This is a genomic window from Rummeliibacillus stabekisii (assembly GCF_007988965.1).
Lineage (GTDB): Bacteria > Bacillota > Bacilli > Bacillales_A > Planococcaceae > Rummeliibacillus > Rummeliibacillus stabekisii.
Genome location: NZ_BJVD01000001.1, coordinates 526,107 through 550,129 on the forward strand (window position 1 = coordinate 526,107; position 24,023 = coordinate 550,129).

Genomic DNA, 24,023 nt, shown 5'->3' on the forward strand with positions numbered 1-24,023 from the left:
ACATGATGACGCGCATCATCTGGTTTGGTTTCTTAATACTCTTGTCTATCATAGCATAAAAACAGAATACGCTTCTAGCTTTGCGAGTATACATGAAAAGCATTCCAGGTAGCCCCAAAGCATATAAAATAAGGATTAAAGTCGTATTCATTTCTTTTACAAGTAACCGCAGACCCAATAACATGCTTTTTAATTGTTACTGTCGTTTGATTTCCGTAGTTTTCAAAACAATCAGCTATAATTAATTGATTCGTATGGTACTGATATTTAATAATAATCATGAGTGATATACCCAAAGTTAAAATACCAACGCTACCGAAAATCGCGATTGACTTTTTCTTTTTAGATGTTTTCAATTAAATCTCTCTTTCTTTCGTTTCATAATTCAGAATATAATATATTTTATTTTTCCTTTTTTTCAACCATTTAATAATGGCTGATACGTTTACTTAATCTATTTATAACAAAAACCTCATTTGTTGAATACAATAATTTCCGTTTAATTGCGTTTAATAAAAAAAGAAGACAATACAAACGATTGTCTTCTTTAAAGGTTTTACATTTTATTTAATAGAAATAATCTCGACATCCATGTCTCCACCAGGTGTATTGACTTTTACACGGTCTCCCACTTTATTGCCAAGTAGGGCTTTAGCGATTGGCGAATCATTTGAAATACGACCCTCGAAAGGATCTGCTTCTGCTGAACCTACGATTGTGTAAGTTTCTTCGTCGTCTTCCTCTAAGTCCTTGAATGTTACTGTACGGCCAATTGTTACGATATCAGATGTACTCGCGCCTTCTTCGATAATCATGGCATTACGAATCATTGTTTGCAAAAGCGAAATACGGCCTTCTACAAAGCCTTGTTCGTCCTTCGCAGCATCATACTCGGAGTTCTCCGATAAGTCACCAAAACCACGCGCTGTTTTGATGCGTTCAACAACTTCTTTACGTTTAGTTGAAATTAAGAATTCTAATTCTTCTTCTAGTTTTTGCTTACCCGCTGCAGTCATTGGGTATTGTTTTTCTGCTGCCATTTTATTCACTCCTCGATTGCTTCTTCATCATCTTAATAAAAATACTATGTCGCTACTCGTTAAAGCATGCGACATAGTTTCTAACAAGAATATTTACTAATCATTTACAATGATATTACACAATACTATTTGTTTCAAGAATTGTTTTTATTTTTGTAACCATTAAATCAATTGCCACTTCATTTTGGCCGCCTTCTGGAATAATAATATCTGCATAACGCTTAGTTGGCTCAATAAATTGATTATGCATCGGACGAACAACAGAAAGATATTGCTCAATGACAGAATCCATTGAACGACCACGCTCATTGATATCGCGTAAAATACGGCGAATAATCCGCAAGTCTGCATCCGTATCCACAAATAATTTAATGTCCATCAATTCACGCAAGCGCGGATCAAAAAGTACCAAAATTCCTTCAAGAATGATAACATCTTGTGGATCAATATGAATGGTTTCTTTTGAACGTGTATGTAGTGCATAATCATACACTGGTTTTTCAATGGATTTTCTTTCTAATAAACGCTTTACATCACTAATTAATAAATCCGTATCAAATGCATCCGGATGATCATAATTCGTTTCTAGTCGTTGATCAAATTCCAAATGGCTTTGATCTTTATAATAAAAGTCTTGCTCAATCACTACTACTGAATGTTCTTTAAATACATCATGGATGGCATGTGTCACACTTGTTTTGCCAGACCCAGAACCTCCAGCGATGCCAATCACAACTGGACGTTGTTTTTCCATCTACCGCATCTCCTTGCGCATCATATTCATTGGATACAGCTTCTCAGCACATTTGAAACGAACGATTTGCAATGGATGTCTAGCAGCATCAAGTGCTTGTCCATCTTCATCCCATACTTCGTCAATGACAACTTTAAAGTTTTCAATTTCAGGCCCGAAAAACTCTACTTCGTCGCCAGGTTTAAAGTAATTACGTTGCTGTAATGTAACCATTTGTGTTTCTTCATTGTAATCTAAGACCATGCCAACAAAATCAAATTTCGTTTGCTTGCCATGTTCACCGAACATTTGTTGTTCATATCCAGGTTGTCCTTCAAAGAAAGAAGAAGCTGTTTCACGGTTTGCACATTTATCTAGCTCTTCAAGCCATTCAAGTTTAATTTTGAAATTATCAGGATCTGCACAATATGCGTCGATTACTTTACGATAGACACTGACTACAGTAGCTATATAGTGAATCGATTTCATACGACCTTCAACTTTTAAAGAATCAATGCCTAAGTCAATAATTTTTGGAATAGATTCGATAAGCTTCAAATCTTTCGGGCTCATTGCAAAGGCTTCGTTGCCTTCTTCAAATAAAGGCTTTTCTTCACCATCTTCTACTGCATATAAATCATAATCCCATCGACATGATTGGCAACAACCCCCACGATTAGAATCACGCGCAGTCATATGGTTAGATAAAACACAACGACCAGAATAAGCAATACACATTGCGCCATGAACAAATGACTCAATTTCAATATCCACTTTTTCTTTCATTAGTTTGATCTCTTCTGCACTTGTTTCACGTGCTAACACGACACGCTCTAATCCTTCTTCTTTCCAATACTGAACAGCTTTCCAGTTGGAAAGGGATTGTTGCGTACTTAGATGGATTTCTAATTTTGGTGCAACAATTTTACATGTCTCAATAATTAATGGATCGGCTACAATAATACCTGCTACTCCTGCGCCTTCCAGTGCTTTTAGATATTCATCAAGTCCATCCATATTATCATTGTGAGCAAAAATATTCGTCGTCACATAGATTCTGGCACCATATTTATTAGCAAATTCTACACCTTCGCGCATTTCATCGATTGAGAAATTTCCTGCGTTTGAACGAAGACCAAATTCTTGGCCGCCGATAAATACAGCGTCTGCACCATAGTGGACTGCAATTTTTAATTTTTCCAAGTTGCCTGCAGGTGCTAGCAATTCGGGTTTTTTAACGATGACTCTTTTGCCATCACGAATTTCGCTTATCGTATCGTCTTTTAATAATGTCACGGTTTTTTTCTCCTTTCCTAGTATACAGTTTCCTTGAAGAAGAAGCCTGTATCCAATGGACGCAACTCTGGTTGAATTTCTTCAATTTTTGCGAGTAGTTCTTCTTTTATATCGAAGTATGCATCAGGAGATTCAGTGTATGCATCAATTGCTTTGCGGTAACACTCTGTTACAGCGACCACATATTCTTCTGTATGCAAGACACCCTCAATTTTGAAAACGTCGATTTCAGCTTCAAATAATTCATCTAATTCATCAATAATACACATATCATTCGGACTGAAAATATGCGTACCGTTTAAATCCTCGTATATTGGATATTTGCTGTTTCGTTCTGGATCATGCAAGAACATATTGCGATTGTTTTTCCGGTTTTCAACTTCCATTGCTTTGCCTTCATACAAGAAGTAATGGCCAAGCAGTGGTCGTTTCGACTGGAACATACATGTCATTCCGTGCACTTGGACTTCGATTTCGATTTCGGCATTTTCTTTAATTTCAACAATTTCATCCATGCTTAATTCACGAGCAAGGACAGCCCTTGTTGCACCGCGTTTGCCCCAATAATTAGCTTGGAACCAGTTCGTTGCAATTGTTTCTGGGTTCCAATGTAATGGGATGTTAACGTCTGCTTCACGTCTAGCAATGATGACTGATGGATCGCCAAAAACGATGCCATCCACACCTATTTCTGATAATGCTTTCATATAAGGTGCTAGTGCATCCACCCGATCATTATGGAAGATAGCATTCATCGCAACGTATACTTTTTTTCCAGCATTGTGAATGATTGCAGTAGCTTCACGTACTTCTTCAATAGTAAATTCTCCTGCTAATCGTAAACCAAATTGCTGTTCACCTATTAAAAAGGCATCTGCACCTGCTTCAATAAGCGCTTTAATATGTGAAAGCGATTGTGGAGTTACAAGTAATTCAGGTTTTGTCATTATGGTCACCTCTTTATACAAATCAATAATCCATCACCAACTGGGAAGAATGTGGATTGATAATCTTCATTTTCTATCATCCAATCCGCAAATTGATGCAAATTACGAATCATCGTTCTTTTCCGCCTAGGTACCTCTGAAAGATCCAGATCGGAAAGGCCGTGCATATACATATTATCGATATATATAATACCGCCTTGTTTTATAAGCGGACTATACTTTTCAAAGAACTTTTGATATTGCCCTTTTGCAGCATCGATAAAAATAGCATCAAATGCTGAGTGATGATTTTCTATATCTACTTCTAATGCATCGCCTGAGATGATTTCCACTTGCTCAGCAACAGAAGATTTCGAAAGGAAATGTTTAGCTTGCTGTACACGGTTTTCATCTCGTTCAATTGACACTATTTTTGTTTCGGGCAATGCCTCAGCCATACGAATGGCAGAGTAGCCAATTGCAGTGCCAATTTCTAATATACTTTTAGGTTGTTGGATTCGGAGCATTTGCAGCAATAATTCAATTGCTGGCAGTTGCATAATAGGCACAAAGTTTTCTTTTGCGAATTGTTCCATCTCAGTAAGCAATGGATTTCGTGGTTTTATAAAGGACATTGTATATGCATCCGAAATAGCCATACAATTCCCTCCTTATTTTTTCAAAAATACACTTTATCTTATCACAAAAATAGAAGAAAAGCGAGAGCCGCTCTTCTCCTATCTTAGTTATTCAAACCTAATTTCAATAAATCGGTTCAGCATCTTTTTCCTAGTTTACTTTATATATTTCTCAACTTTACCTAAATGTTCATCATACGTTTTAGAGAAATGATTGTTACCGTTTTTGTCTGACACAAAGTATAGGTATTCTGTTGTTGCTGGATTTATTGCAGCCTCAAGTGATTCTTTACCTGCGTTTGAAATAGGGCCTGGTGGCAATCCCTTAATTTTATACGTATTGTATGGATTTTTCACTTCTAAATCTTTATAAAGGACCCGGGATTTATGCTCTCCTAATGCATAAAGAACAGTAGGGTCGGTTTGAAGTGGCATTTTGCTTTCTAAACGATTATAAAAGACACTAGCAATCGTTTCACGGTCGGTTTTGGCTGTTGCTTCTTTCTCCAAAAGGGAAGCAAATGTTAAAAATTTATGAACAGATAAATGTTTTTGCTTCAATTGGCCAGAGTAATTAGTGATAACCTCATTGGTCTGTGCAATCATTGGCTCTATGATTTCCTGTAATGTCGGCTTCTCTTCGAAATACGGGTATGTTGAAGGGTACAGGTAGCCTTCAAGTGGATAGCGTATATTTTTTTGGTCAATTGCTTTTGTAACGGTACGTGGATATGCTTTTTTCATTTGTTTAATGAATTTCTTGCTATTCACGAGATCCATAAACTCTTTTTTCGAGTAGTTTGTACTTTTTTCAACTTTTTCTGCAATTTGGTCAAGAGTTAAACCTTCTGGGATTGTAATCGTAAAGATTGGCGTACGATACACTTTCCCTGTTTTCAGACTTTTGATAATTTCATCGATCGTCATAGAAGAAGTCAGATTATAGGTACCCGCTTGAAATTCTGATTCATTTTTTACCTTTGTATAATACTTGAAGACTTTAGCATTTTTAATAATATTTTTATTCTCCAAGGTTTCGGAAATAGTATCAATCGATGAACCGATCGGGAGATTAACTTTGACTGTTTTAGTTGCATTTTCATCTACTGGCTTTAACGCATTATTTACATAAAAATACATACTTATCCCAAGAATCAGTGCAAGTGCAATAAATACTCCTGATGCAGCTAATACAATTTTACGTACAACCCTTTTTTCAGACTGCCGTTCTTTTATTTTATTGATCTGATCTTGGTTTTTCTTCTTTTCCACGTAGGTAATTCCTCCTTAACGGATGTTTGCTGCACAAAAAAGCGGAATGCTAGTTGCTCATTCCGCTTAGGCAAACAATTACTCTTCGCCAAATTCAGCGTCAAGAGTGTTTAAAACTTCTTCCACCATGTCCCATTCTTCATCAGTTTCAATAGGAACAAGTTCTCCGCCTTCACCATCTTCAGCTGGGACAACAGCAGATGCAAAGATTTCAACTTCTTCGCCTTCTGCAGCGCCTTCTTTATAATAAAGTACATAGGAGCGGTCAAAATCCTCAGAGTCGAATGTATAAAGTACCGCGTATACTTGTTCGTTACCGAATTCATCTACTGCCACGATGTGCTCGTGATCATGTTCGTGTTCATGTGCCATTTAGGTCACCTCTTCTATATATTTTATGCTGTCTACTTCAGCAGCATCTTAAGTATTCCTTTTGTATTGGATAAATACATATTGCCGAGCATTTATTTTAAACTAAACTGCCAACTCTCTGCAATTATCCTTGTTCAATATCCTCATCCAACTCTTCAATAACAGATTCGATGTAATCCCACTCTTCATCTGTTTCGATTGGAGTAAGTTCACCGTCTGTTCCATTATCTGATGGTTCATAGGAGGATGCGAAGATCTCAACTGTGCCATCTTCGTCTTCTGAACCAATAATAGAGTAAAGTACATATGATTTGCCGAATTGTTCGGAATCAAATGTATGAAGCACTTCGCAAAGTTGCTCATTGCCTTCATCGTCTACAATTGTAATATGTCTTTCTTCAAATTCTTCCATAATTTCACCTCATAACTGTTTTCGGTCTAAGTATCCTTGGAGAATCATAACCGCCGCCATTTTATCAATGACTTTTTTTCGATTTTTGCGACGTACATCCGCTTCGATTAGCAAACGTTCCGCAGCCATTGTTGTCAATCTCTCGTCCCAAAGCGTTACTGGCTTAGAAAATGTATCTTCTAAAAGCTTTGCATAAGCCTGTGATGCCTCGCCTCTTGGTCCAACGGTATTGTTCATATTTTTGGGGAAACCTACAACAAATTCAGCAATGTCATACTCATTCACCAGCTCTTGGATTCTTTCAATGCCGAATTCATTATTTTCCTCATCAATTTTTACCGTTTCGATACCTTGGGCTGTCCAACCTAGCGCATCGCTAATTGCTACGCCAATAGTTTTGGAGCCAACATCTAAACCCATTATTCTCATCATTATGCCTCGTTATTCTTTTTAATATAGAACTTAACCAACTCTTCTAAAATTTCGTCACGTTCAAGTTTACGAATTTTGTTCCGTGCATCCTGATGACGAGGGATATAAGCAGGATCTCCTGATAATAGATAACCAACGATTTGATTGATAGGATTGTATCCTTTTTCTTCTAGCGCTGCATGTACTCGTTGCATGGTTTCTCTAACTTCTTGTTCCATCGATTCTTCAGGGAAATTAAATTTCATCGTCTGATCAAACTTACTCATGCAGGGCACCTCACTTTAAAATAGTAGAATAACGTCTTGTATCTATGTTAGTATACCCTATTCAACAAACCTTTTAAATAGATTTTACATAATTATACACGGAATCCAACGCTTCTTCCAATTTAGAAGCATCTTTTGCACCCGCCATCGCCATATCAGGACGGCCTCCGCCTTTGCCTCCGCAAATCTCTGCAACTTCTTTCACAATCTTGCCTGCGTGATAGTTTCCGTTTGCTAGATCTTTTGTTACCCCGGCAATCAGCATAACTTTACCTTCAGATGCTGCGCCTAAAACAATGACACTATGGTCCATTTTAGCTTTCAAATCATCCATTAGTTGGCGTAATTGATTGTTGTCTTTTGCTTCAACTTTTGTTGCCAGCACCGTTACTTCGCCGATTTTCTGTGCTGATGATAAGATAGTTGAAGCTTGTGCACCTGCTATTTTGGCAGATAATGACGCATTCTCGCGTTGTTGCTCTTTCAACTCTTGTTGAAGACTTTCCACACGTGCGACTAAGTCTTTCGGATTTGCTTTCAGCAAACTAGCTGCTTGTTCTAAAACATGCTGTTCTTCTTTCGTTGCTTGATATGCAGCTTTGCCTGTTACAGCTTCAATACGTCGAGTGCCTGCACCAATACCGCCTTCTGACATAATTTTAAAGAATCCAATTTCTGAAGAACGTTTAACATGGATACCACCGCATAGTTCAATAGAATAATCGGACACTTGTACTACGCGCACGACATCACCATATTTTTCACCAAATAAAGCCATTGCACCAATTTCTTTCGCTTCCGCAATTGGCATCTCCTGAATAACTACTGCGATGTCATCCCAGATTTTTTCGTTAACGATCTGCTCTATTTTTTCTAACTCTTCTCTAGTAACAGCGCCAAAGTGTGAGAAGTCAAAACGAAGACGGTCTGGTCCTACATATGAACCCGCTTGGCTTACATGATCGCCTAACACATCTTTTAGTGCGCGTTGCAATAGATGTGTTGCTGTATGGTTCTTCACAGTCAAGTTACGTTCTGTGCGATCAACTTGTGCAAATACATCTTCACCTACATGCATTTCGCCAGATTCAACAATAACTGTATGCAATGCTTGGCCATTTGGCGCTTTTTGGACATCTTTTACAAATGCATTGAATGAATCGTTGCTAATTGAACCATGGTCAGCAATTTGCCCACCCATTTCAGCATAGAAAGGTGTTTCAGCAAGAATAATTAGTGCTTCATCACCCTCTGAAGCTGTTTTTTCGATTTGTCCATTTACTACCATTGCTGCAATTGTTGTGTTTGTCTCAAGAGTTTCATAACCCACAAATGTGCTTGCCTCTGTTAGGTTTGCAAGTACTTCTGATTGGACATGCATAGAATCGACATCTTGGCGTGCATTACGAGCACGTTCACGTTGAACTTCCATTTCTGCTTCGAAACCTTCAACATCCACTGTCATGCCTACTTCTTCTGCATATTCCTCTGTCAATTCGACTGGGAAGCCGTAGGTATCATATAAACGGAATGCATCTGCTCCAGGAATGCTTGTTTGTCCGTTCGCTTTTTGGGCTTCTACCACTTCATTGAAGATAGAAAGGCCGTCATGTAATGTCTCATGGAATCTTTCTTCTTCGTTCTTAATAACGCGAGCGATAAATTCCGCTTTTTCTTTCACTTCTGGATAGAAGTCAGCCATGATCTCACCAACTGTTGGTACAAGTTGGTACATGAATGGTTTTTCGATACCTATTTGTTTTGCATATCGTACGGCACGGCGAAGTAAACGGCGAAGCACATAACCACGACCTTCATTTGAAGGTAATGCTCCATCACCAATTGCAAATGCCACTGTCCGGATGTGGTCTGCAATGACCTTGAATGGCGTGTTTATATCTTCCTCGCTGCCAAAGATTTCATTTAAATCGATTTCATTTGGGCGTTTGTATTTACGATTTGCAAATTCTTCAATTTTCTCGATAATTGGCATAAACAAATCTGTATCAAAGTTAGTTGGCACATCTTGAACAACTGAAGCCATACGTTCTAGGCCCATACCTGTATCAATGTTTTGTTTTGGCAGAGGTGTATATGTGCCATCTGGATTATGATTAAATTGAGAAAAAACAAGATTCCATATTTCTAGATAGCGCTCATTTTCACCGCCCGGATATAATTCTGGATCTTTCAGGTCGTTGCCGTATTTCTCTCCGCGATCGTAGAAAATTTCTGAGTTAGGGCCACTAGGACCTTCTCCAATATCCCAGAAGTTCCCTTCCAAACGAATTAGGCGTTCTTCTGGAATACCAACTTCGTCTTTCCAAATCGTATAGGCCTCATTATCTTCCGGATGTATGGTAATGGACAATTTTTCACCTTCAAAGCCCATCCATTTTGGATCTGTTAAGAACTCCCACGCATAGTGGATAGCTTCTTTTTTAAAGTAATCACCAATAGAGAAGTTCCCAAGCATTTCAAAGAATGTATGGTGGCGAGCTGTTTTGCCGACATTCTCAATATCATTCGTACGTATTGCTTTTTGTGCATTTGTAATACGTGGATTTTCAGGGATCACTGAGCCATCAAAATATTTTTTCAACGTTGCTACTCCGGAATTGATCCATAGTAATGACGCGTCATTAATTGGCACAAGCGGCATACTAGGTTCTTGTTTGTGTTTTTTCTCTTCAAAGAATTCGATAAACTTGCGACGAATTTCTGCTGATGTTTTCATTAATTTTCCTCCTTTTATATATAAAAAAACCCCCATCCACTGTAACAGGGACGAAGGTTTCTATTCGCGGTACCACCCTAATTATAATAGCTTTTGCTATTATCACTTAATTACCTTAACGCGGCACACGGTAGTTTTTAGCTACACTCAGGAATAGCTTTTCCAAATTGGGTAGTGAAGGTTCTCACAGCCTAGGAACCTCTTTCTGTACACGGACCAACAAGTACTTTTTTCCTTCAACGTATTGCAGTATTAGAGATCAATCTTGTTTAAATAGGATAACTCTTACTTATTTTAAGAAATGCTTTTACTTCTGTCAATTCTCATTATTCATAAAATCATAAGGGCTAATGCCCGCCATTCCAATCATTGGATGAATGCCTGAATAATTATCTAGCGTTAAAGCAACAGGTACCTTGTCCTCTACTGATTGTATTGCTTCTTTCTCAGTTGATTCCGTTTTGGTATCATTCTTTTCTTCTAGCGATTTGATTTCAGTTGTCTCATCCAATGATAAACGCTCTACAAGTGAGGTATGGCGTTTCATATCATCTGTTTTTTGAAAACCATACACAAATGTGTCTGGCTCGCCACATAGGATAAGAAAATTTTTAGCTCTTGTAATACCTGTATATAGCAAATTTTTCCGAAGCATTTTGGAATAACCGCGGACTATTGGCATTATAACCATCGGAAACTCGCTTCCTTGCGATTTGTGAATGGAGCAGCAATACGCAAGCGTTACCTGATTTAGATCACTTTTTTGATACGTTACTTCAATGCCATCAAACGATACAACCATTAAATCCGTTTTTTCAATCGTTTCTTTTGCCTTCACAATTGAAATGACTTCACCCATATCGCCATTAAACACATTGTTATTTGGCTGATTAACAAGTTGTAGCACTTTATCGCCAATCCGGTAAATCGTATCACCAAAGGCAATCTCTTTTGTCTTTTGGGATTTTTTAGGATTTAGTAATTCTTGTAGCATTTTGTTCATTGCATCAATACCCGCATTGCCACGATACATTGGTGCGAGCACTTGGACGTCATGAATAGAAAAACCTTTATTAATAGCACTCTTGACCACTTGCCCTACAACGTCTGCAATTTGATCTTGGGTTGCACGTATAAATGAACGATCACTTGTTTTCACCATCAAGTCTTGAGGGACAGTACCACGTTTCATTTCATGTGCCAACTGAATTATTGATGACCCTTCTGATTGCCTATAAACATCTGTTAACTCCACTGTTGGAATGGCTTTTGAGGCAAGCAGATCCTTTAAAACCTGTCCTGGACCTACCGGCGGAAGTTGGTCTTGGTCGCCTACAAATATTACTTGGCAGTCATCATTCAATGCCCTCAAAAGTTGATGTGCGAGCCATGTATCAACCATTGACATTTCATCGACTATAATAAGCCGCCCCATTACTTCTCGCTCCACATCTTCTTCCTTTTCTTGACCCGTGAAACCTAACAAGCGATGAATAGTCATTGCAGGCAGTTCCGTTGATTCGCTTAAGCGCTTGGCAGCTCTACCTGTAGGAGCCGCTAGAACGATTGGAAAGGCCTCTTCTTTCTCTGCATAATCTTTAGTGTTTAGCGAGAGCCCATGAAGTTCTGCATAGACATCCACTATTCCCCTGACAACTGTTGTTTTCCCCGTTCCGGGGCCCCCCGTTAAAATCATTACAGCTGAATTAATAGCCGTTTCAATTGCCTTTACTTGTGTATCAGCATATGTAACACCAAAGCGCTCTTCTGCTTCACCGATTACTTTTCTTATCTCAGAAGAAGGAAAAGATGATTGCTCTTCATTTTTTTGAGCAAGCTCTGTAATCTTCGAAGCAATTCCTATTTCAGAATAATAAAGAGACGGCAAATAAACTCTTGTTTCTTCACCGCATACTTTACCATTCTCGCCTAGTTCAATTATTGCTTGGGAAATATCATCGTATTCAATCGTGCATGACTGACTCGATTCAAGCATCGCCTTGGAAGCAGGCAAAATTTCTCTTGCATCTAAAAAAACATGCCCTTCTGATAACGAGGCAGTGTTTAACAAGTGAAGTATAGAGGCCTTGATGCGGTCGGGATGGTTGCCGGTGATTTGTAGCCTAGCGCCCAGTTCATCCGCTCGCTGAAAACCGATCCCCTCAATATCTTCAATGAGGCGGTATGGATTTTTTTGTAGTACTTGTAGTGTCTCACCTTCATACATTTGATAAATCTTCACAGCAATTTGAGCACCAAATCCCCATTCGTTCAATTGAATCATAATGCGGTCAAGCCCTAGATTTTGCTCAAGTACAGAGCGCAGTGTTTGTTTTTTATCTTCTGTTAAGCGTGGAACGTCATCCAACACATCAGGATTTTCAATGATGGTTTTAATAGCATCTGCACCTAGCTGTTGAACAATCGTTTCAGCAGTACGGTGGCCTATCCCCGGAAATAAATCGCTAGATAAATATTGCACGACACCTGTTTCAGTTGCTGGAATTTCTTTTTCAAAAGTGGCAGCTTGAAACTGCAGCCCATATTTAGGATGCTGTTTCAGCTGCCCTGTATAACGGTATAACGCTTCTTCTGAGACAGCAGGAAAATAGCCTGCGACAATAATCTCTTTTTCCTTATAATCCGTATTTGTTTCTTGGATTTTCAATTTAATAATCGAGAATAAGTTTTGTGCATTATGAAATATTGTGACGACAGGCCGGCCGACAATAAAAAGTGGTTCATCGGAAAACAAAGATAGATTTTCAGCCAACGCTGCCACCACCTTTCTTTTTAATCTTTTTTCATTGCAAGCATGTCATGAATGTAACGTGCTTGATCAAACTCTGGCTGCAAAGTAAAAGCTTGCTTTAAATGATACTGTGCATCTTCTATTTTATCGGTCGAAACAGCATACAGAACACCCAGATTATAATGGGCATCGGCATTGTTCCAATCTGTATCGATTACATACTTCAGCTCTTTTTCTGCTTCATTAAATAGCTCTAAAGTAGCTAACATAATGCCATAAGAAAGCCTGATCTGTAAATCTTCCGGTGCTAGTTCTGCAGCTCTTTGCATATAAGGCAATCCGAGTTTCGGCTCGTCGATATGTTCAAAGCTTTTGCCAAGCATAAAATAAGCGTCTGCTCCTTGAATACCATGGCGGATAGAACGTTCATAAAGTTTTGCTGCTTCTGTATACCGTTCTGAATTATAGTAAAGGTTTGCAAGGCCATAATAGGCAGTTGCCGCAGATTCATCCAATGAAATAGCTTTTTGGAAGAATCGCTCAGCTCGCTCGATATCATCAAGCGATGCAAGCAAATTTCCAAAGTTAATATAGCCAATTGTTTCATTTGGATTCTCTTCTATAGCTTGTGTAAAGGCTTTTGCGGCATCTTCATACCGTTTTTCTTGGATGGCTTTAATACCTATCTCATTTAAATCCATTTTTTCACCTCTATTACCCTACATACGTTAGTTTTTTACTGTCTTTAAATACTTCGTCTATTGTAGCGCCACCTAAACATTCATCACCATCATAAAGTACAACAGATTGGCCTGGAGTGATAGCACGTGTTGGTTCGTTGAATGTTACGTACCATTCATCATCCCCAGTGATTTCTACTGTAACTGGCACATCTTGTTGGCGATAGCGGAATTTAGCGGTCGCTTGGAATGTTTTCGGCATATCACGATGCGTCGTGAAGCCTGTTTTTACAGCTTTTAAGCTTGTTGAATAAAGCTTATCATTGTGGAAGCCTTGTCCCACTAATAATACGTTGCGTTTTAAATCTTTCCCCAGAACAAACCAAGGATCGCCGTCTCCACCAATCCCAAGGCCGTGACGTTGGCCGATTGTATAATACATAAGGCCGTCATGCTTGCCTATTACAGTGCCATCGAATGTTTCCATATTTCCAGGTTGTGCAGGTAAGTATTGACCTAGGAATTCTTTAAAGTTTCGTTCTCCAATAAAGCAAATACCAGTTGAATCTTTTTTCTTAGCTGTTGCAAGGCCCGCTTCTTCAGCAATTTCTCTAACGCGTGGTTTTTCAAGTTCACCAATCGGGAACATAACTTTTGAAAGTTGTTCTTGTGAAAGCTGGTTTAAGAAGTAAGTTTGATCTTTATTTTGATCAATGCCGCGAAGCATTCTTGTTTCGTCATCGCGTACTTCAACGCGTGCATAATGGCCTGTTGCTAAATAATCCGCACCTAGCTTTAATGCGTGTTCTAAGAATGCTTTAAATTTAATTTCTTTATTGCACATCACATCAGGATTCGGTGTACGTCCTGCTTTGTATTCTTCTAAAAAGTACGTAAATACTTTGTCCCAATATTGTTGTTCAAAATTGACTGCATAATATGGGATACCGATTTGATTACATACTTTAATAACATCTTCATAGTCTTCAGTCGCAGTACATACGCCTGAATCATCGGTATCATCCCAGTTTTTCATGAAAATACCGATAACATCATACCCTTGTTTTTTCAGTAGATAAGCTGCTACGGAAGAATCGACTCCTCCAGACATACCAACCACAACTCGGGTTTGTGAGGGGTCTTTCGTTGTATTCATATTGTTCACCTTTTTTCTATTATTTCGCTAATCGTTTTACAATCTCAATGGTCCGTTCTGCCGCTGTATCAATGTCTTCTAAGTCTAATCCATAGCCGAAGCTATAACGAATCGAATTCCGAAGCTCATCTGCTTCGCTTCCATACATTGCAACAAGTACATGCGATGGATCAATGGAACCGGCCGTGCAAGCAGAGCCACTAGATGCTGCAATACCTGCCATATCCAAATTGACTAAGAATGATTCGACATCCATATTTTTAAAGCTAATATTCATAACATGTGGCAAGCAGTATTGCTCATTTCCGTTTATATGATAATCGATTTCCGCCTGATCTAATTTCTTTAAGAAGTGTTGGTGGAATTCTTTGTATGCTTGTTGTTTCTCTTCAAAATTCCTTTGCGCAATGGCTACAGCTTCAGCAAACCCAACAACCGCTGGAACATTTTCCGTTCCTGCTCTGCGCTTACGCTCTTGTTCTCCACCATAGATTAGTGGCTTTAGCTTTGTTTGATCGCGTTGATATAAGAATCCAATGCCTTTTGGACCGTTCAATTTGTGGGAAGATACTGAGAGCAAATCAACGTGCAAATCATTGACATCAATCGGTAGAATGCCAAACGCCTGTACCGCATCAGTATGGAATGTTGCACTATGCTCTTTCAACAACTCGCCGATTTCTTTAATAGGCTGTATAGTACCGACTTCATTATTTCCAAACATAATCGTTACTAAGATAGTATCATCGCGTAAGGCTTTTTTGACGTCTTCAAGAGAAACACGACCCGTTTCATCAACAGGCAAATAAGTTACCTCATATCCTTCTTTCTCCAGTTGTTGACATGTATGAAGAACTGCATGATGTTCTACTACAGTTGTGATAATATGGCGGCCTTCATTCTGTTTCGCATAAGCAGTGCCTGTAATAGCCAAATTGTCTGCTTCACTACCGCCGCCTGTCACTATAATCTCCTGGTCTTTCGCCCCAATGCTTTTAGCTAAAATATGTCGAGCGTCATCCAAGTGCTTTCTAGCAAAGCGGCCAATTCTATGAATGCTAGATGGATTGCCGTAAACTGATTCCATACTTTCTACCATTTTGGAAATCACTAGTGGATGCATGGGTGTTGTAGCCGCATGGTCAAGGTAAATTTCTTTCATCTTTAAAACTCCTTCTAAACCGGATTAACGGGCAGTAAGATAGATTCCCCCGTACAAAATTGAGTTAAAAAACAAACAGTTAGAGGGGGTAACTGCCGTCAATACCCTCGCAGAACATCTAATTTCCATTGGTACTCTCTGAATAGATGCTGCTTATATATAAAACATATATCCTTTATCATCTGGCTCTTCTGTATAAGAAGCTAAATCTTCTAGGCTCGTTTTCTCTAAAACCTCTTTGACAGCATCACGTACACGAAGCCATAACTGTCTTTGAGCGGGAGCTTCTTCCTCAATCCCTTCAACAGGCTGAATTGGGCCTTCTAACACTTTAATTACATCTGCCGAAGAAATCAAATGAGGAGGCTTGGAAAGCATATATCCTCCATATGCACCTCGAACACTCTTAACGAGACCCGAATTTCTTAGTGGTGAAACTAGTTGTTCTAAGTATGCTTCCGATAAATTATTCTGGGATGCGATTTGCCTAAGAGGAATGGGCCCTTGTCCATATTGTTTGGCAAGTTCGATCATAATGGTTAGCCCATATCGCCCTTTTGTTGATATTTTCATTTATACACCTCTATATTTAGCGAATTTGTCTATGCACAAGTATAGCATATTTCCCTTCATTCTACTCGGGTATGATTTATGAACATGCACATTTGGCTTTTATCTGTTAATCCTGAACAGGAATTAATAAGTAATGACAACAAGATTTAAAATGCCTAATCTATTTTAATGCAAAGCTAGTGAATATTTGAGAAAATAACAAAGTAGGCTTTAGATATTAGAAAAGAGGTGACCACGTTGCCGCAACAACCACTTGCATTTCGCATGCGTCCGCGCAATCTTGATGAAGTTGTCGGTCATCAAGACATCATTGGACCAAAGACCAATTTATATAAAATGATTCAAAAAGGTCATGTTCCCTCCATGTTGCTATATGGAGAACCTGGTATAGGTAAAACATCCATTGCATTTGCTATTGCTGGTTCTTCTAACTTGCCGTTCTTTGCATTGAATGCGACAAGGGCTGGAAAAAAGGATGTAGAGGATGTAGTAAATGAAGCGAAGATTGTGGGACAAGTTATATTATTCCTTGATGAAATACACCGATTCAATAAATTGCAACAGGATACATTACTTCCGCACGTTGAAAATGGTGCTATTATACTCATCGGAGCCACAACAGAAAATCCATTTCATGATGTGAATCCAGCCATACGTTCACGCTGCGGTGAGATTAAGCAGCTAAAAAAGCTCGACGAAAGTGAAATAGTTTCATTAATTCAACGGGCTCTAGAAGATAAAGAGCGTGGCCTTGGCCAATATTCAATTCGCATAACTGATAAGCAAATTCAGGAAATTGCTCTTGCAGCAAACGGTGATGCAAGGAAAGCTCTTACTCTGCTAGAATCTGTTTATTACGCCTCTGATGAAGAAAATGACGAGACAATTGTCGATGATGTGACTATCCAAAGCTTAGCTGAGCGCATCGGTGTTTACGGAGACCAAAAGGGTAGCCATTTTTATAACTTATTATCTGCGTTACAAAAATCAGTTCGCGGAAGTGATCCTAACGCCGCCATTTATTATCTAGCTAACCTCTTAGAAAATGGCGATTTAGTTGCTGTCTCAAGGCGGCTTCTAGTCATGAGTTACGAAGACATCGGTCTAGCCGCTCCTGAAGTAGGCGCACATGTACTTGCAGCTATCCAATCCGCCGAACGACTCGGTATGCCGGAAGCTCGCATACCGCTTGCATCTGCTGTAATCGAGATGTGTTTGGCTGAGAAATCTAATTCTGCCATCACAGCGATTGATGCAGCTATTTCTTCTATCCATCAAGGAAAAACAAGTGACATCCCGCTCCATTTGCGAGACGCTCATTATAGCGGAGCCAAAACACTTGGCGTAGAAGGTTATCAATATCCACATAATACACCTGTCGGCACATTTGGCGGTTGGGTAGACCAAGAATATTTGCCAGACAAGCTAGTCGGCTCAGAATTCTATAAACCTGTAATTGCGGGACAAGAAAAGCGAATGGCAGGCATTTATGATCATTTAAACCAATTAAAAAAGAAAAATAAAAAATGATTGAAAAGGCTAATGCCTCTTCAATCATTTTTTTCATTATGTTGTTACTTTTAAAACCGTTTTAATTTTTTGCATCATGCCGCCTGAGCTGTATGTCAATACACTTCGTTTATAGAATGAAAAACTGATGTAGAACAATACGATAACTGTGACGATCAGGATAATAAGCGCAATCAACGGCTCCATTGGTGAAAGATCTGTTGCACTTATGCGTAGCGGCATAACCATTACGGTCATAAACGGGATATAGGATGACACTTTTACTAGCATCGTATCTGGGCTAAACAAGCCGGACATCAAGATATAAAAACCCGCCATACCCATTAACATTGCAGGCATCATAGCTTGGCTAGCTTCCTCTACTTTTGATACAAGCGAACCAAAGAGCGCCCCCATAATTAAGAATAAGAAAATGGACAACAATAAGTATGCAATAGTGTATAAAATATAGGTTGAAGATAGATGGTCAATCGTATTCGTTACTTTATCCCATTTAGAACCTCCATCCACAACTAAAAACAGCGCTACTTGAACAACGATTAACACAATGAGCTGAGTTAGCGCCAGCAAATATGTTCCGGTAATTTTCGCCAAGAAGTGCGTGGAAGGCTTTATACTTGCAAGCATTACTTCAAGCACACGCGATCCTTTTTCAGATGCGACATCGGTGGTTATCATCGATAAGAATGAAATAACAAAAGAATAGACAATGGAACCGATTAAAATAGAAACACCGATCCCGGCAGATTTTTCATCTTCACTTTTACCTGTGCCTTTTTGTTTATCTAAGTTTTTAGAGATAATCGTTGTATTGGCATCAAGAATCTGTGCAGCCTGATCGCTTGTCAGATTCAACTGTTGTACGGCATAAATTCTGCCAGCATATTGAATCATCCCTGACAAAGCGGTTTGATCGTTATATTCAAGCGGTTCAAATGTCGCTATTTCTGCTTCCATTTGTTTATTCTTGCTCGTAAGAAAAACAGCTGCGTCGTACTTTCCATTCTTTACTTTCTTTTCGACCTCAGCCCTTGATTGATCTGTAAAGTTAAATTTCATGTCTTTATCCGATTTAAACAAAGGCTTGAAATCCTGTTCTGTCTCATTAACCATCGCAATTTTCACAGGCTCTTCAGAAAATAATGCAGCCTTAATATCAGACCAGAACATTACACAACTAATTACGGCAACATACAAAAGAATAGATAGAATAAATGATTTCGTTTTAATTTTTTGTTTATAAAGCTGTGTAACTAAAATCCAAAACTTAGACAACTATACCACCTACCAAATCTTTGAAAATTTCATCAAGAGTTAAATAATCCATGCTGAATTTATCCATATATTGACCTCTACTAATTTGTTCAAATAGCTGTTTCCCGTATGTTTCGTCTTCCAGTGTAAGTGTGTATCCATCTCTTGTTTTTTTGACGTTTTTTACGCCTTCTAACATATGTAACTCTTTTTCTGTTAAATCTGTTCGAATGCTTAATTTCTTTTTACCATATTGTTCTTTTAAGTCTTTTAAACTACCAGTGAAAAGCGAAACGCCTCTTTTTAATATGCACAAATGGTCACAAAGCTCCTCAACATTCGCCATTTGGTGGCTTGAAAATAAAATTGTAGTTCCTTTTTCTTTTAAATAGAGAATGGCATCCATCAAAAGCTCACGGTTTACAGGATCCAGACCACTAAAAGGTTCATCAAGAATTAAAAATTCAGGCTGGTGGATAAAGCTTGCAATCAACTGCACTTTTTGTTGATTCCCTTTTGACAAGGTTTCCGCTTTCGCCTTTCTTTTGTCGACTAGTTCAAAACGTTCAATCCAATAATCTACATCCTGTTTTAAATCTTTTTTGCCCCTGCCACGCAAAACACCAAAGAAATAAAGCTGGTCTTCAACGGTCATTGATGGAAATATTCCTCGTTCTTCCGGTAAATAGCCCAGGACATCTCTGTTTACTTTATTGATAGGTATATCATTCCAAGAGATGTTTCCTTCCGTCGTTTCCTGTAAATCAAGAATCATACGGAAAGTAGTTGTTTTACCCGCGCCATTTTGCCCGATCAAACCGAATATCTCTCCTTTTTCAATCGTAAATGAAAGCTGGTTAACCGCAGTGAAATTTTGGTATTTCTTCGTGACATGATCAATTTTTAAAGCCATAGCTGTCTCCTTTTATAAAAATTTTCCGAACATATTACATATACGTTTAGTACAGCATAAAGTATTCATTTATTTAACTATTTAAGTGCAGTATCACTGAAAAATTTCTGAAAACTAATTGTCTTCATTCAATATTGAGATTTTTCAGCTCAATCACTATACACATCTATCTTATCATATAATTTCCTATAACATCCTTATATTTCTTTTTTTAGATAACTTACGTCCTAAAATATTAAAAAGCCGTATTCGCACAGTACATGCGAATACGGCTACAATTAATCACGAACACGTTGTATTTTAATGTCTTTTAGAATATCATTAATGACCCAGCTAGCTGCAAACAGTCCTGCTGTAGATGGGGCAAACGCATTGGATGAAGGCGGCATTTTAGCTTTCCGAATCTCTGCGTCTGGATTACCAACTGTTTGAGCTACATCTTGTCGTATTACAATTGGGCTCTCATCAGAGAAAATAACCGGAACGCCTTTTTTGATACCTTCTTTTCGCAATTTTAAGCGAATCACTTTTGCAAGTGGATCAGTATGCGTCTTAGAAATATCTGCAATTTTGAAACGTGTCGGATCAGTTTTGTTAGCTGCTCCCATACTTGAAATGATTTTGATATTGCGTTTTAGACATTCTTTAATCATATGGATTTTGTATTTGACCGTATCTGAAGCATCTATGACATAGTCTGGCTGATAGCTAAAGAATTCTTCGTATGTTTCTTCAGTATAAAACATATGAAGGTCAATTACTTCACACTCAGGGTTGATGTCTGCTATTCTTTCTTTCATAACTGCTGATTTAGATTTGCCGATTGTCGATAGATATGCGACTAATTGGCGATTGATATTGGTAATATCTACATCATCTTTGTCCACCAAAATAATACGACCTACTCCGCTTCTTGCACATGCTTCTGCAGCAAAAGATCCCACACCGCCGACTCCTAAGATGGCAACTGTCGTATTTTTAAGCTTGTCCAAGCCTTCTTGGCCAATAGCTAATTCATTTCTTGAAAATTGATGCAACATGATATCGCACTCCTTCTACTTAAGTAAACCAAGTAACTTACTAAGATAAACAAAACAAATTATAGCATGAAAATGTAATTGAAAATAGACTCTTGATAAAAAAGAAGGCCTTAGAATCTAGGCCTTCTCTTTATCTAGAAATCCAAATCTGTCAAAACAATCACGTTTGGATGATTATTTAAGACGGTTACTGGCACCTCTTCAGTCATATTCCCATCGATTAAAGATTTGATCGCATCTCTTTTTTTCTCTCCCACTGCGATTAAAAGGATGTATTTCGCCCTCATAATGGATTTTATACCCATTGTAATCGCTTTTTCAGGAACTTCATCAATTGATTCAAAAAATCGTGCATTAGCTGTTCTTGTAGAAGGTGTCAAATCTACGACATGGGTTTCACTGTCAAAAGAAGTACCCGGTTCATTGAAACCGATATGTCCATTTTCACCTACGCCTAATAATTGAAAATCAAGAGTTAGGGATTGTAAAAGCTCCTCATATCGCTTAGCTTCTAATTCTGGATTTGTAGCTTCTCCATTAGGTAAATGAGAATTTTTGAAAGGCTTCTCTTTAAACAATTGTTGCGTCATAAAAGAAAGGTAGCCTTCAGGATGTTCTTTTGGTAATCCAACGTATTCATCCAAATTTACACTCTCACAGTTAGAGAAGTCAATTGAGCTATTTCGGATACGTTCGTATAAAGGAAGCATTGTTCCTCCAGTTGCAAGTCCGAAAGTTTTAGCTCCATTGTCTTTCTGCTCCTCAATCAATTGAAAAGCTCGAGTATATAATTGATCTAGGTCCTTCACGGTTTCTAATTGAATAGCCAACTGGTCACTTCCCTTTTCTATTTAGTTTCCTTCATTAAATATTGTGTTACATAGCTTGAAACTTCTTTATTGGAGGAAAGTTGCAGAATCTTTTCTATATGCTTTTCTAAATCTTCTTTTGAAGATTTGGCGATTTGTGCACGTGCCCTAAGTATTGAAGATGCACTCATTGAGAATTCATCTAGTCCCATTGCAAGCAAAATAGGAATTGCTATCTCATCGCCTGCCATTTCGCCACACATACCTACCCATTTGCCTTCTTTATGAGCGCCGTCAATGACACTTTTCACAAGACGCAAAATAGCAGGATTATACGGTTGATACAAATAAGAAACTTTTTCATTCATCCTATCTGCTGCAAGTGTGTATTGAATTAAATCATTTGTGCCTATAGAAAGAAAGTCTGCTTCCTTCGCGAATAAATCGGCCATAACAGCAGTAGAAGGTATTTCAACCATCATACCGACTTCAATGGTATCGCTTACTTCTTTGCCTTCGGTTACAAGCTCCTTTTTCACATCCTCTAGAATGGCTTTCGCTTCTCTAAATTCATCAAGTGTTGCGATCATAGGAAACATAATTTTTAAATTGCCATAAATGCTTGCACGAAGCAATGCACGGAGCTGCGTTCGGAACAATGCTGTATCATCTAAACAAAGGCGAATGGCACGGTGGCCTAAGAAAGGATTCATTTCCTCTTCCATTTTCAAATATGGAAGCTTCTTGTCGCCACCAATATCTAACGTCCGAACTACTGTTGGCTTTCCTTTCATCTTTTCAAGAACAGATTTATAAGAAACAAATTGTTCTTCTTCAGATGGCAAATCAGTGCGGTCCATATATAAAAATTCTGTTCGGAATAAACCTACGCCATCTCCGCCATTTTCTAACACAATATCTGCATCTTCAGGCTTACCGATATTCCCAGCGATTTCAACATGGTGTCCGTCTCTACTAATGCTTGGCTCGCCCTTAAACTGCTCAAAGTATGCACGTTCTTCAAGATAAGCTTTTTGAGCCGTTTGGTATGTACCAACTATCTCCGGCGCTGCATCTACTATAACATCGCCTTTTGAACCATCTACAATGACTAATGATCCTTGTTGGATATCTTTTGTCGCTGTTTTGGCGCCAACAATCGCTGGGATTTCCATTGTTCTAGCAAGAATTGCTGAATGGGAGGTTCTACCACCGATATCTGTCACAAATCCTTTAACATGTGTTTTATCGAGTTGAGCCGTCATAGACGGTGTAAGGTCATTTGCGATTATGATTACATCTTCATTTAAATGGCTGTAATCTGGTATCTCTACATTCAATAATTTTGACAATAAACGCTTTGACACATCTCGTATATCTGCTGCTCTTTCTTTCATGTAAGCATTCTCCATTACCTCAAACATCTCGATAAATGTGGTTGATACCTCATGGAGAGCAGCTTCTGCATTCGTACCTTCATCGATTTTCCCATCAATCATACCGAGCATTTCAGGATCCTCTAATACCAGCAAATGTGCTTGGAAAATGGCTGCTTTATCAAGTCCAAATTTCCTTTCAGCTTCTGCTTTGATTCCTTCTAAATCCTTTTTAGCTTCGGCTACAGCATTTTTCAGACGCTTTTTTTCTGCCTCTGAATCGCTGATGGAGACTTTTTCAAATGACAAGTCTGGTTCTACTAAACAATACGCTTTAGCAATGGCAATACCGTTTGATACGGCAATCCCCTTCATTTCTAGCATTCTTCACCAATTCCTTCTGTAGAAAGAACATTTTTGACTTTGTTTAAAGCTTCATCTGCATCGCTTCCTTCCGCAGATACTAAAATCTCTGCTCCTGAAGGAATGCCCAGTGACATCACACCCATAATTGATTTAAGGTTTACCGTTCTGTCATTATACGTAAGCTGAACCTCTGATGAGAAGGGTGTTACAGCTTGTACTAAAACTGTACATGGTCTTGCATGTAAACCTTCTGATGCTGTAATGTTAAATTTCTTTTCCATTGTAAAT

At 38.5% G+C, this 24,023-nt stretch carries 24 protein-coding genes and 1 other annotated feature; of the genes, 1 reads left to right on the plus strand and 23 read right to left on the minus strand.

All coding sequences use genetic code 11. The features are described from left to right. Positions 1-74: 74 nt before the first annotated feature. From RST01_RS02675 to cymR, 17 genes are all read right to left on the minus strand, one after another. On the minus strand, positions 75-356 hold the full coding sequence (locus tag RST01_RS02675; protein ID WP_147193884.1) for a hypothetical protein: 282 nt from the start codon (positions 354-356) through the stop codon (positions 75-77). A gap of 207 nt (positions 357-563) precedes the next feature. Next, positions 564-1,040, minus strand: a complete 477-nt coding sequence (gene greA, locus RST01_RS02680) for a transcription elongation factor GreA (protein ID WP_066786206.1) — start codon at positions 1,038-1,040, stop codon at positions 564-566. 115 nt (positions 1,041-1,155) lie between these two features. Beyond that, complete coding sequence (gene udk, locus RST01_RS02685; RefSeq protein WP_147193886.1) at positions 1,156-1,794, minus strand: uridine kinase; 639 nt, start codon at positions 1,792-1,794, stop codon at positions 1,156-1,158. Next, positions 1,795-3,069 carry a peptidase U32 family protein gene (locus RST01_RS02690; RefSeq protein ID WP_147193887.1) on the minus strand — a complete coding sequence of 425 codons (1,275 nt, stop codon included), beginning with the start codon at positions 3,067-3,069 and terminating at the stop codon, positions 1,795-1,797. A 17-nt stretch (positions 3,070-3,086) separates the two neighbouring features. Further along, entirely contained in the window at positions 3,087-4,016 is a 930-nt protein-coding gene (locus RST01_RS02695; protein WP_147193889.1) for a peptidase U32 family protein, read from the minus strand. Between the two features lie 5 nt (positions 4,017-4,021). After that, complete coding sequence (locus tag RST01_RS02700) at positions 4,022-4,654, minus strand: O-methyltransferase (protein WP_147193890.1); 633 nt, start codon at positions 4,652-4,654, stop codon at positions 4,022-4,024. 135 nt (positions 4,655-4,789) lie between these two features. After that, positions 4,790-5,905, minus strand: coding sequence for an endolytic transglycosylase MltG (gene mltG, locus RST01_RS02705; protein WP_147193892.1), 1,116 nt, complete (start codon positions 5,903-5,905; stop codon positions 4,790-4,792). A gap of 78 nt (positions 5,906-5,983) precedes the next feature. Further along, a complete protein-coding gene (locus tag RST01_RS02710) occupies positions 5,984-6,277 on the minus strand; it encodes a DUF1292 domain-containing protein (RefSeq protein WP_066786187.1) in 294 nt (97 codons plus the stop codon). 124 nt (positions 6,278-6,401) lie between these two features. Then, a complete protein-coding gene (locus tag RST01_RS02715; RefSeq protein ID WP_147193893.1) occupies positions 6,402-6,689 on the minus strand; it encodes a DUF1292 domain-containing protein in 288 nt (95 codons plus the stop codon). 9 nt (positions 6,690-6,698) lie between these two features. Then, positions 6,699-7,118, minus strand: a complete 420-nt coding sequence (gene ruvX / locus RST01_RS02720) for a Holliday junction resolvase RuvX (RefSeq protein WP_147195078.1) — start codon at positions 7,116-7,118, stop codon at positions 6,699-6,701. A gap of 2 nt (positions 7,119-7,120) precedes the next feature. After that, on the minus strand, positions 7,121-7,387 hold the full coding sequence (locus RST01_RS02725) for an IreB family regulatory phosphoprotein (RefSeq protein ID WP_147193895.1): 267 nt from the start codon (positions 7,385-7,387) through the stop codon (positions 7,121-7,123). A 73-nt stretch (positions 7,388-7,460) separates the two neighbouring features. Then, positions 7,461-10,124, minus strand: coding sequence for an alanine--tRNA ligase (gene alaS, locus RST01_RS02730; protein WP_147193896.1), 2,664 nt, complete (start codon positions 10,122-10,124; stop codon positions 7,461-7,463). Between the two features lie 43 nt (positions 10,125-10,167). Continuing rightward, positions 10,168-10,373, minus strand: a binding site (T-box leader). Positions 10,374-10,440: 67 nt separating this feature from the next. Continuing rightward, on the minus strand, positions 10,441-12,897 hold the full coding sequence (gene recD2, locus RST01_RS02735; protein ID WP_147193898.1) for an SF1B family DNA helicase RecD2: 2,457 nt from the start codon (positions 12,895-12,897) through the stop codon (positions 10,441-10,443). A gap of 20 nt (positions 12,898-12,917) precedes the next feature. Beyond that, a complete protein-coding gene (locus RST01_RS02740) occupies positions 12,918-13,577 on the minus strand; it encodes a tetratricopeptide repeat protein (protein WP_147193899.1) in 660 nt (219 codons plus the stop codon). A gap of 13 nt (positions 13,578-13,590) precedes the next feature. Continuing rightward, a complete protein-coding gene (gene mnmA / locus RST01_RS02745) occupies positions 13,591-14,712 on the minus strand; it encodes a tRNA 2-thiouridine(34) synthase MnmA (protein WP_147193901.1) in 1,122 nt (373 codons plus the stop codon). Positions 14,713-14,731: 19 nt separating this feature from the next. After that, positions 14,732-15,874: a cysteine desulfurase family protein gene (locus tag RST01_RS02750; protein ID WP_147193903.1), complete on the minus strand. Its 1,143-nt coding sequence runs from the start codon at positions 15,872-15,874 to the stop codon at positions 14,732-14,734. Positions 15,875-16,027: 153 nt separating this feature from the next. After that, positions 16,028-16,447: a cysteine metabolism transcriptional regulator CymR gene (gene cymR, locus RST01_RS02755; RefSeq protein WP_066786159.1), complete on the minus strand. Its 420-nt coding sequence runs from the start codon at positions 16,445-16,447 to the stop codon at positions 16,028-16,030. 237 nt (positions 16,448-16,684) lie between these two features. Here cymR and RST01_RS02760 point away from each other — a divergent pair, with 237 nt between their 5' ends. Beyond that, positions 16,685-17,977: a replication-associated recombination protein A gene (locus RST01_RS02760; protein ID WP_147193904.1), complete on the plus strand. Its 1,293-nt coding sequence runs from the start codon at positions 16,685-16,687 to the stop codon at positions 17,975-17,977. A gap of 36 nt (positions 17,978-18,013) precedes the next feature. Here the strand turns inward: RST01_RS02760 and RST01_RS02765 are convergent, their stop codons facing one another. The 6 genes from RST01_RS02765 to RST01_RS02790 form a co-directional block, all read right to left on the minus strand. Beyond that, positions 18,014-19,252: an ABC transporter permease gene (locus RST01_RS02765; protein WP_147193906.1), complete on the minus strand. Its 1,239-nt coding sequence runs from the start codon at positions 19,250-19,252 to the stop codon at positions 18,014-18,016. Further along, positions 19,245-20,144, minus strand: coding sequence for an ABC transporter ATP-binding protein (locus RST01_RS02770; RefSeq protein ID WP_147193908.1), 900 nt, complete (start codon positions 20,142-20,144; stop codon positions 19,245-19,247). Before RST01_RS02770 ends, RST01_RS02765 begins: the two co-directional genes overlap by 8 nt. 278 nt (positions 20,145-20,422) lie before the next feature. Then, positions 20,423-21,184, minus strand: a complete 762-nt coding sequence (locus RST01_RS02775) for a tRNA threonylcarbamoyladenosine dehydratase (RefSeq protein WP_147193909.1) — start codon at positions 21,182-21,184, stop codon at positions 20,423-20,425. Between the two features lie 134 nt (positions 21,185-21,318). Next, positions 21,319-22,014, minus strand: coding sequence for a glucosamine-6-phosphate deaminase (locus RST01_RS02780; protein ID WP_221297937.1), 696 nt, complete (start codon positions 22,012-22,014; stop codon positions 21,319-21,321). Between the two features lie 17 nt (positions 22,015-22,031). Further along, the gene (ptsP, locus tag RST01_RS02785) at positions 22,032-23,753 is read right to left on the minus strand and encodes a phosphoenolpyruvate--protein phosphotransferase (protein ID WP_147193911.1); all 1,722 of its coding nucleotides are present in this window, start codon (positions 23,751-23,753) and stop codon (positions 22,032-22,034) included. Further along, positions 23,747-24,016 carry a phosphocarrier protein HPr gene (locus RST01_RS02790; RefSeq protein ID WP_147193913.1) on the minus strand — a complete coding sequence of 90 codons (270 nt, stop codon included), beginning with the start codon at positions 24,014-24,016 and terminating at the stop codon, positions 23,747-23,749. Before RST01_RS02790 ends, ptsP begins: the two co-directional genes overlap by 7 nt. Positions 24,017-24,023: the final 7 nt, after the last annotated feature.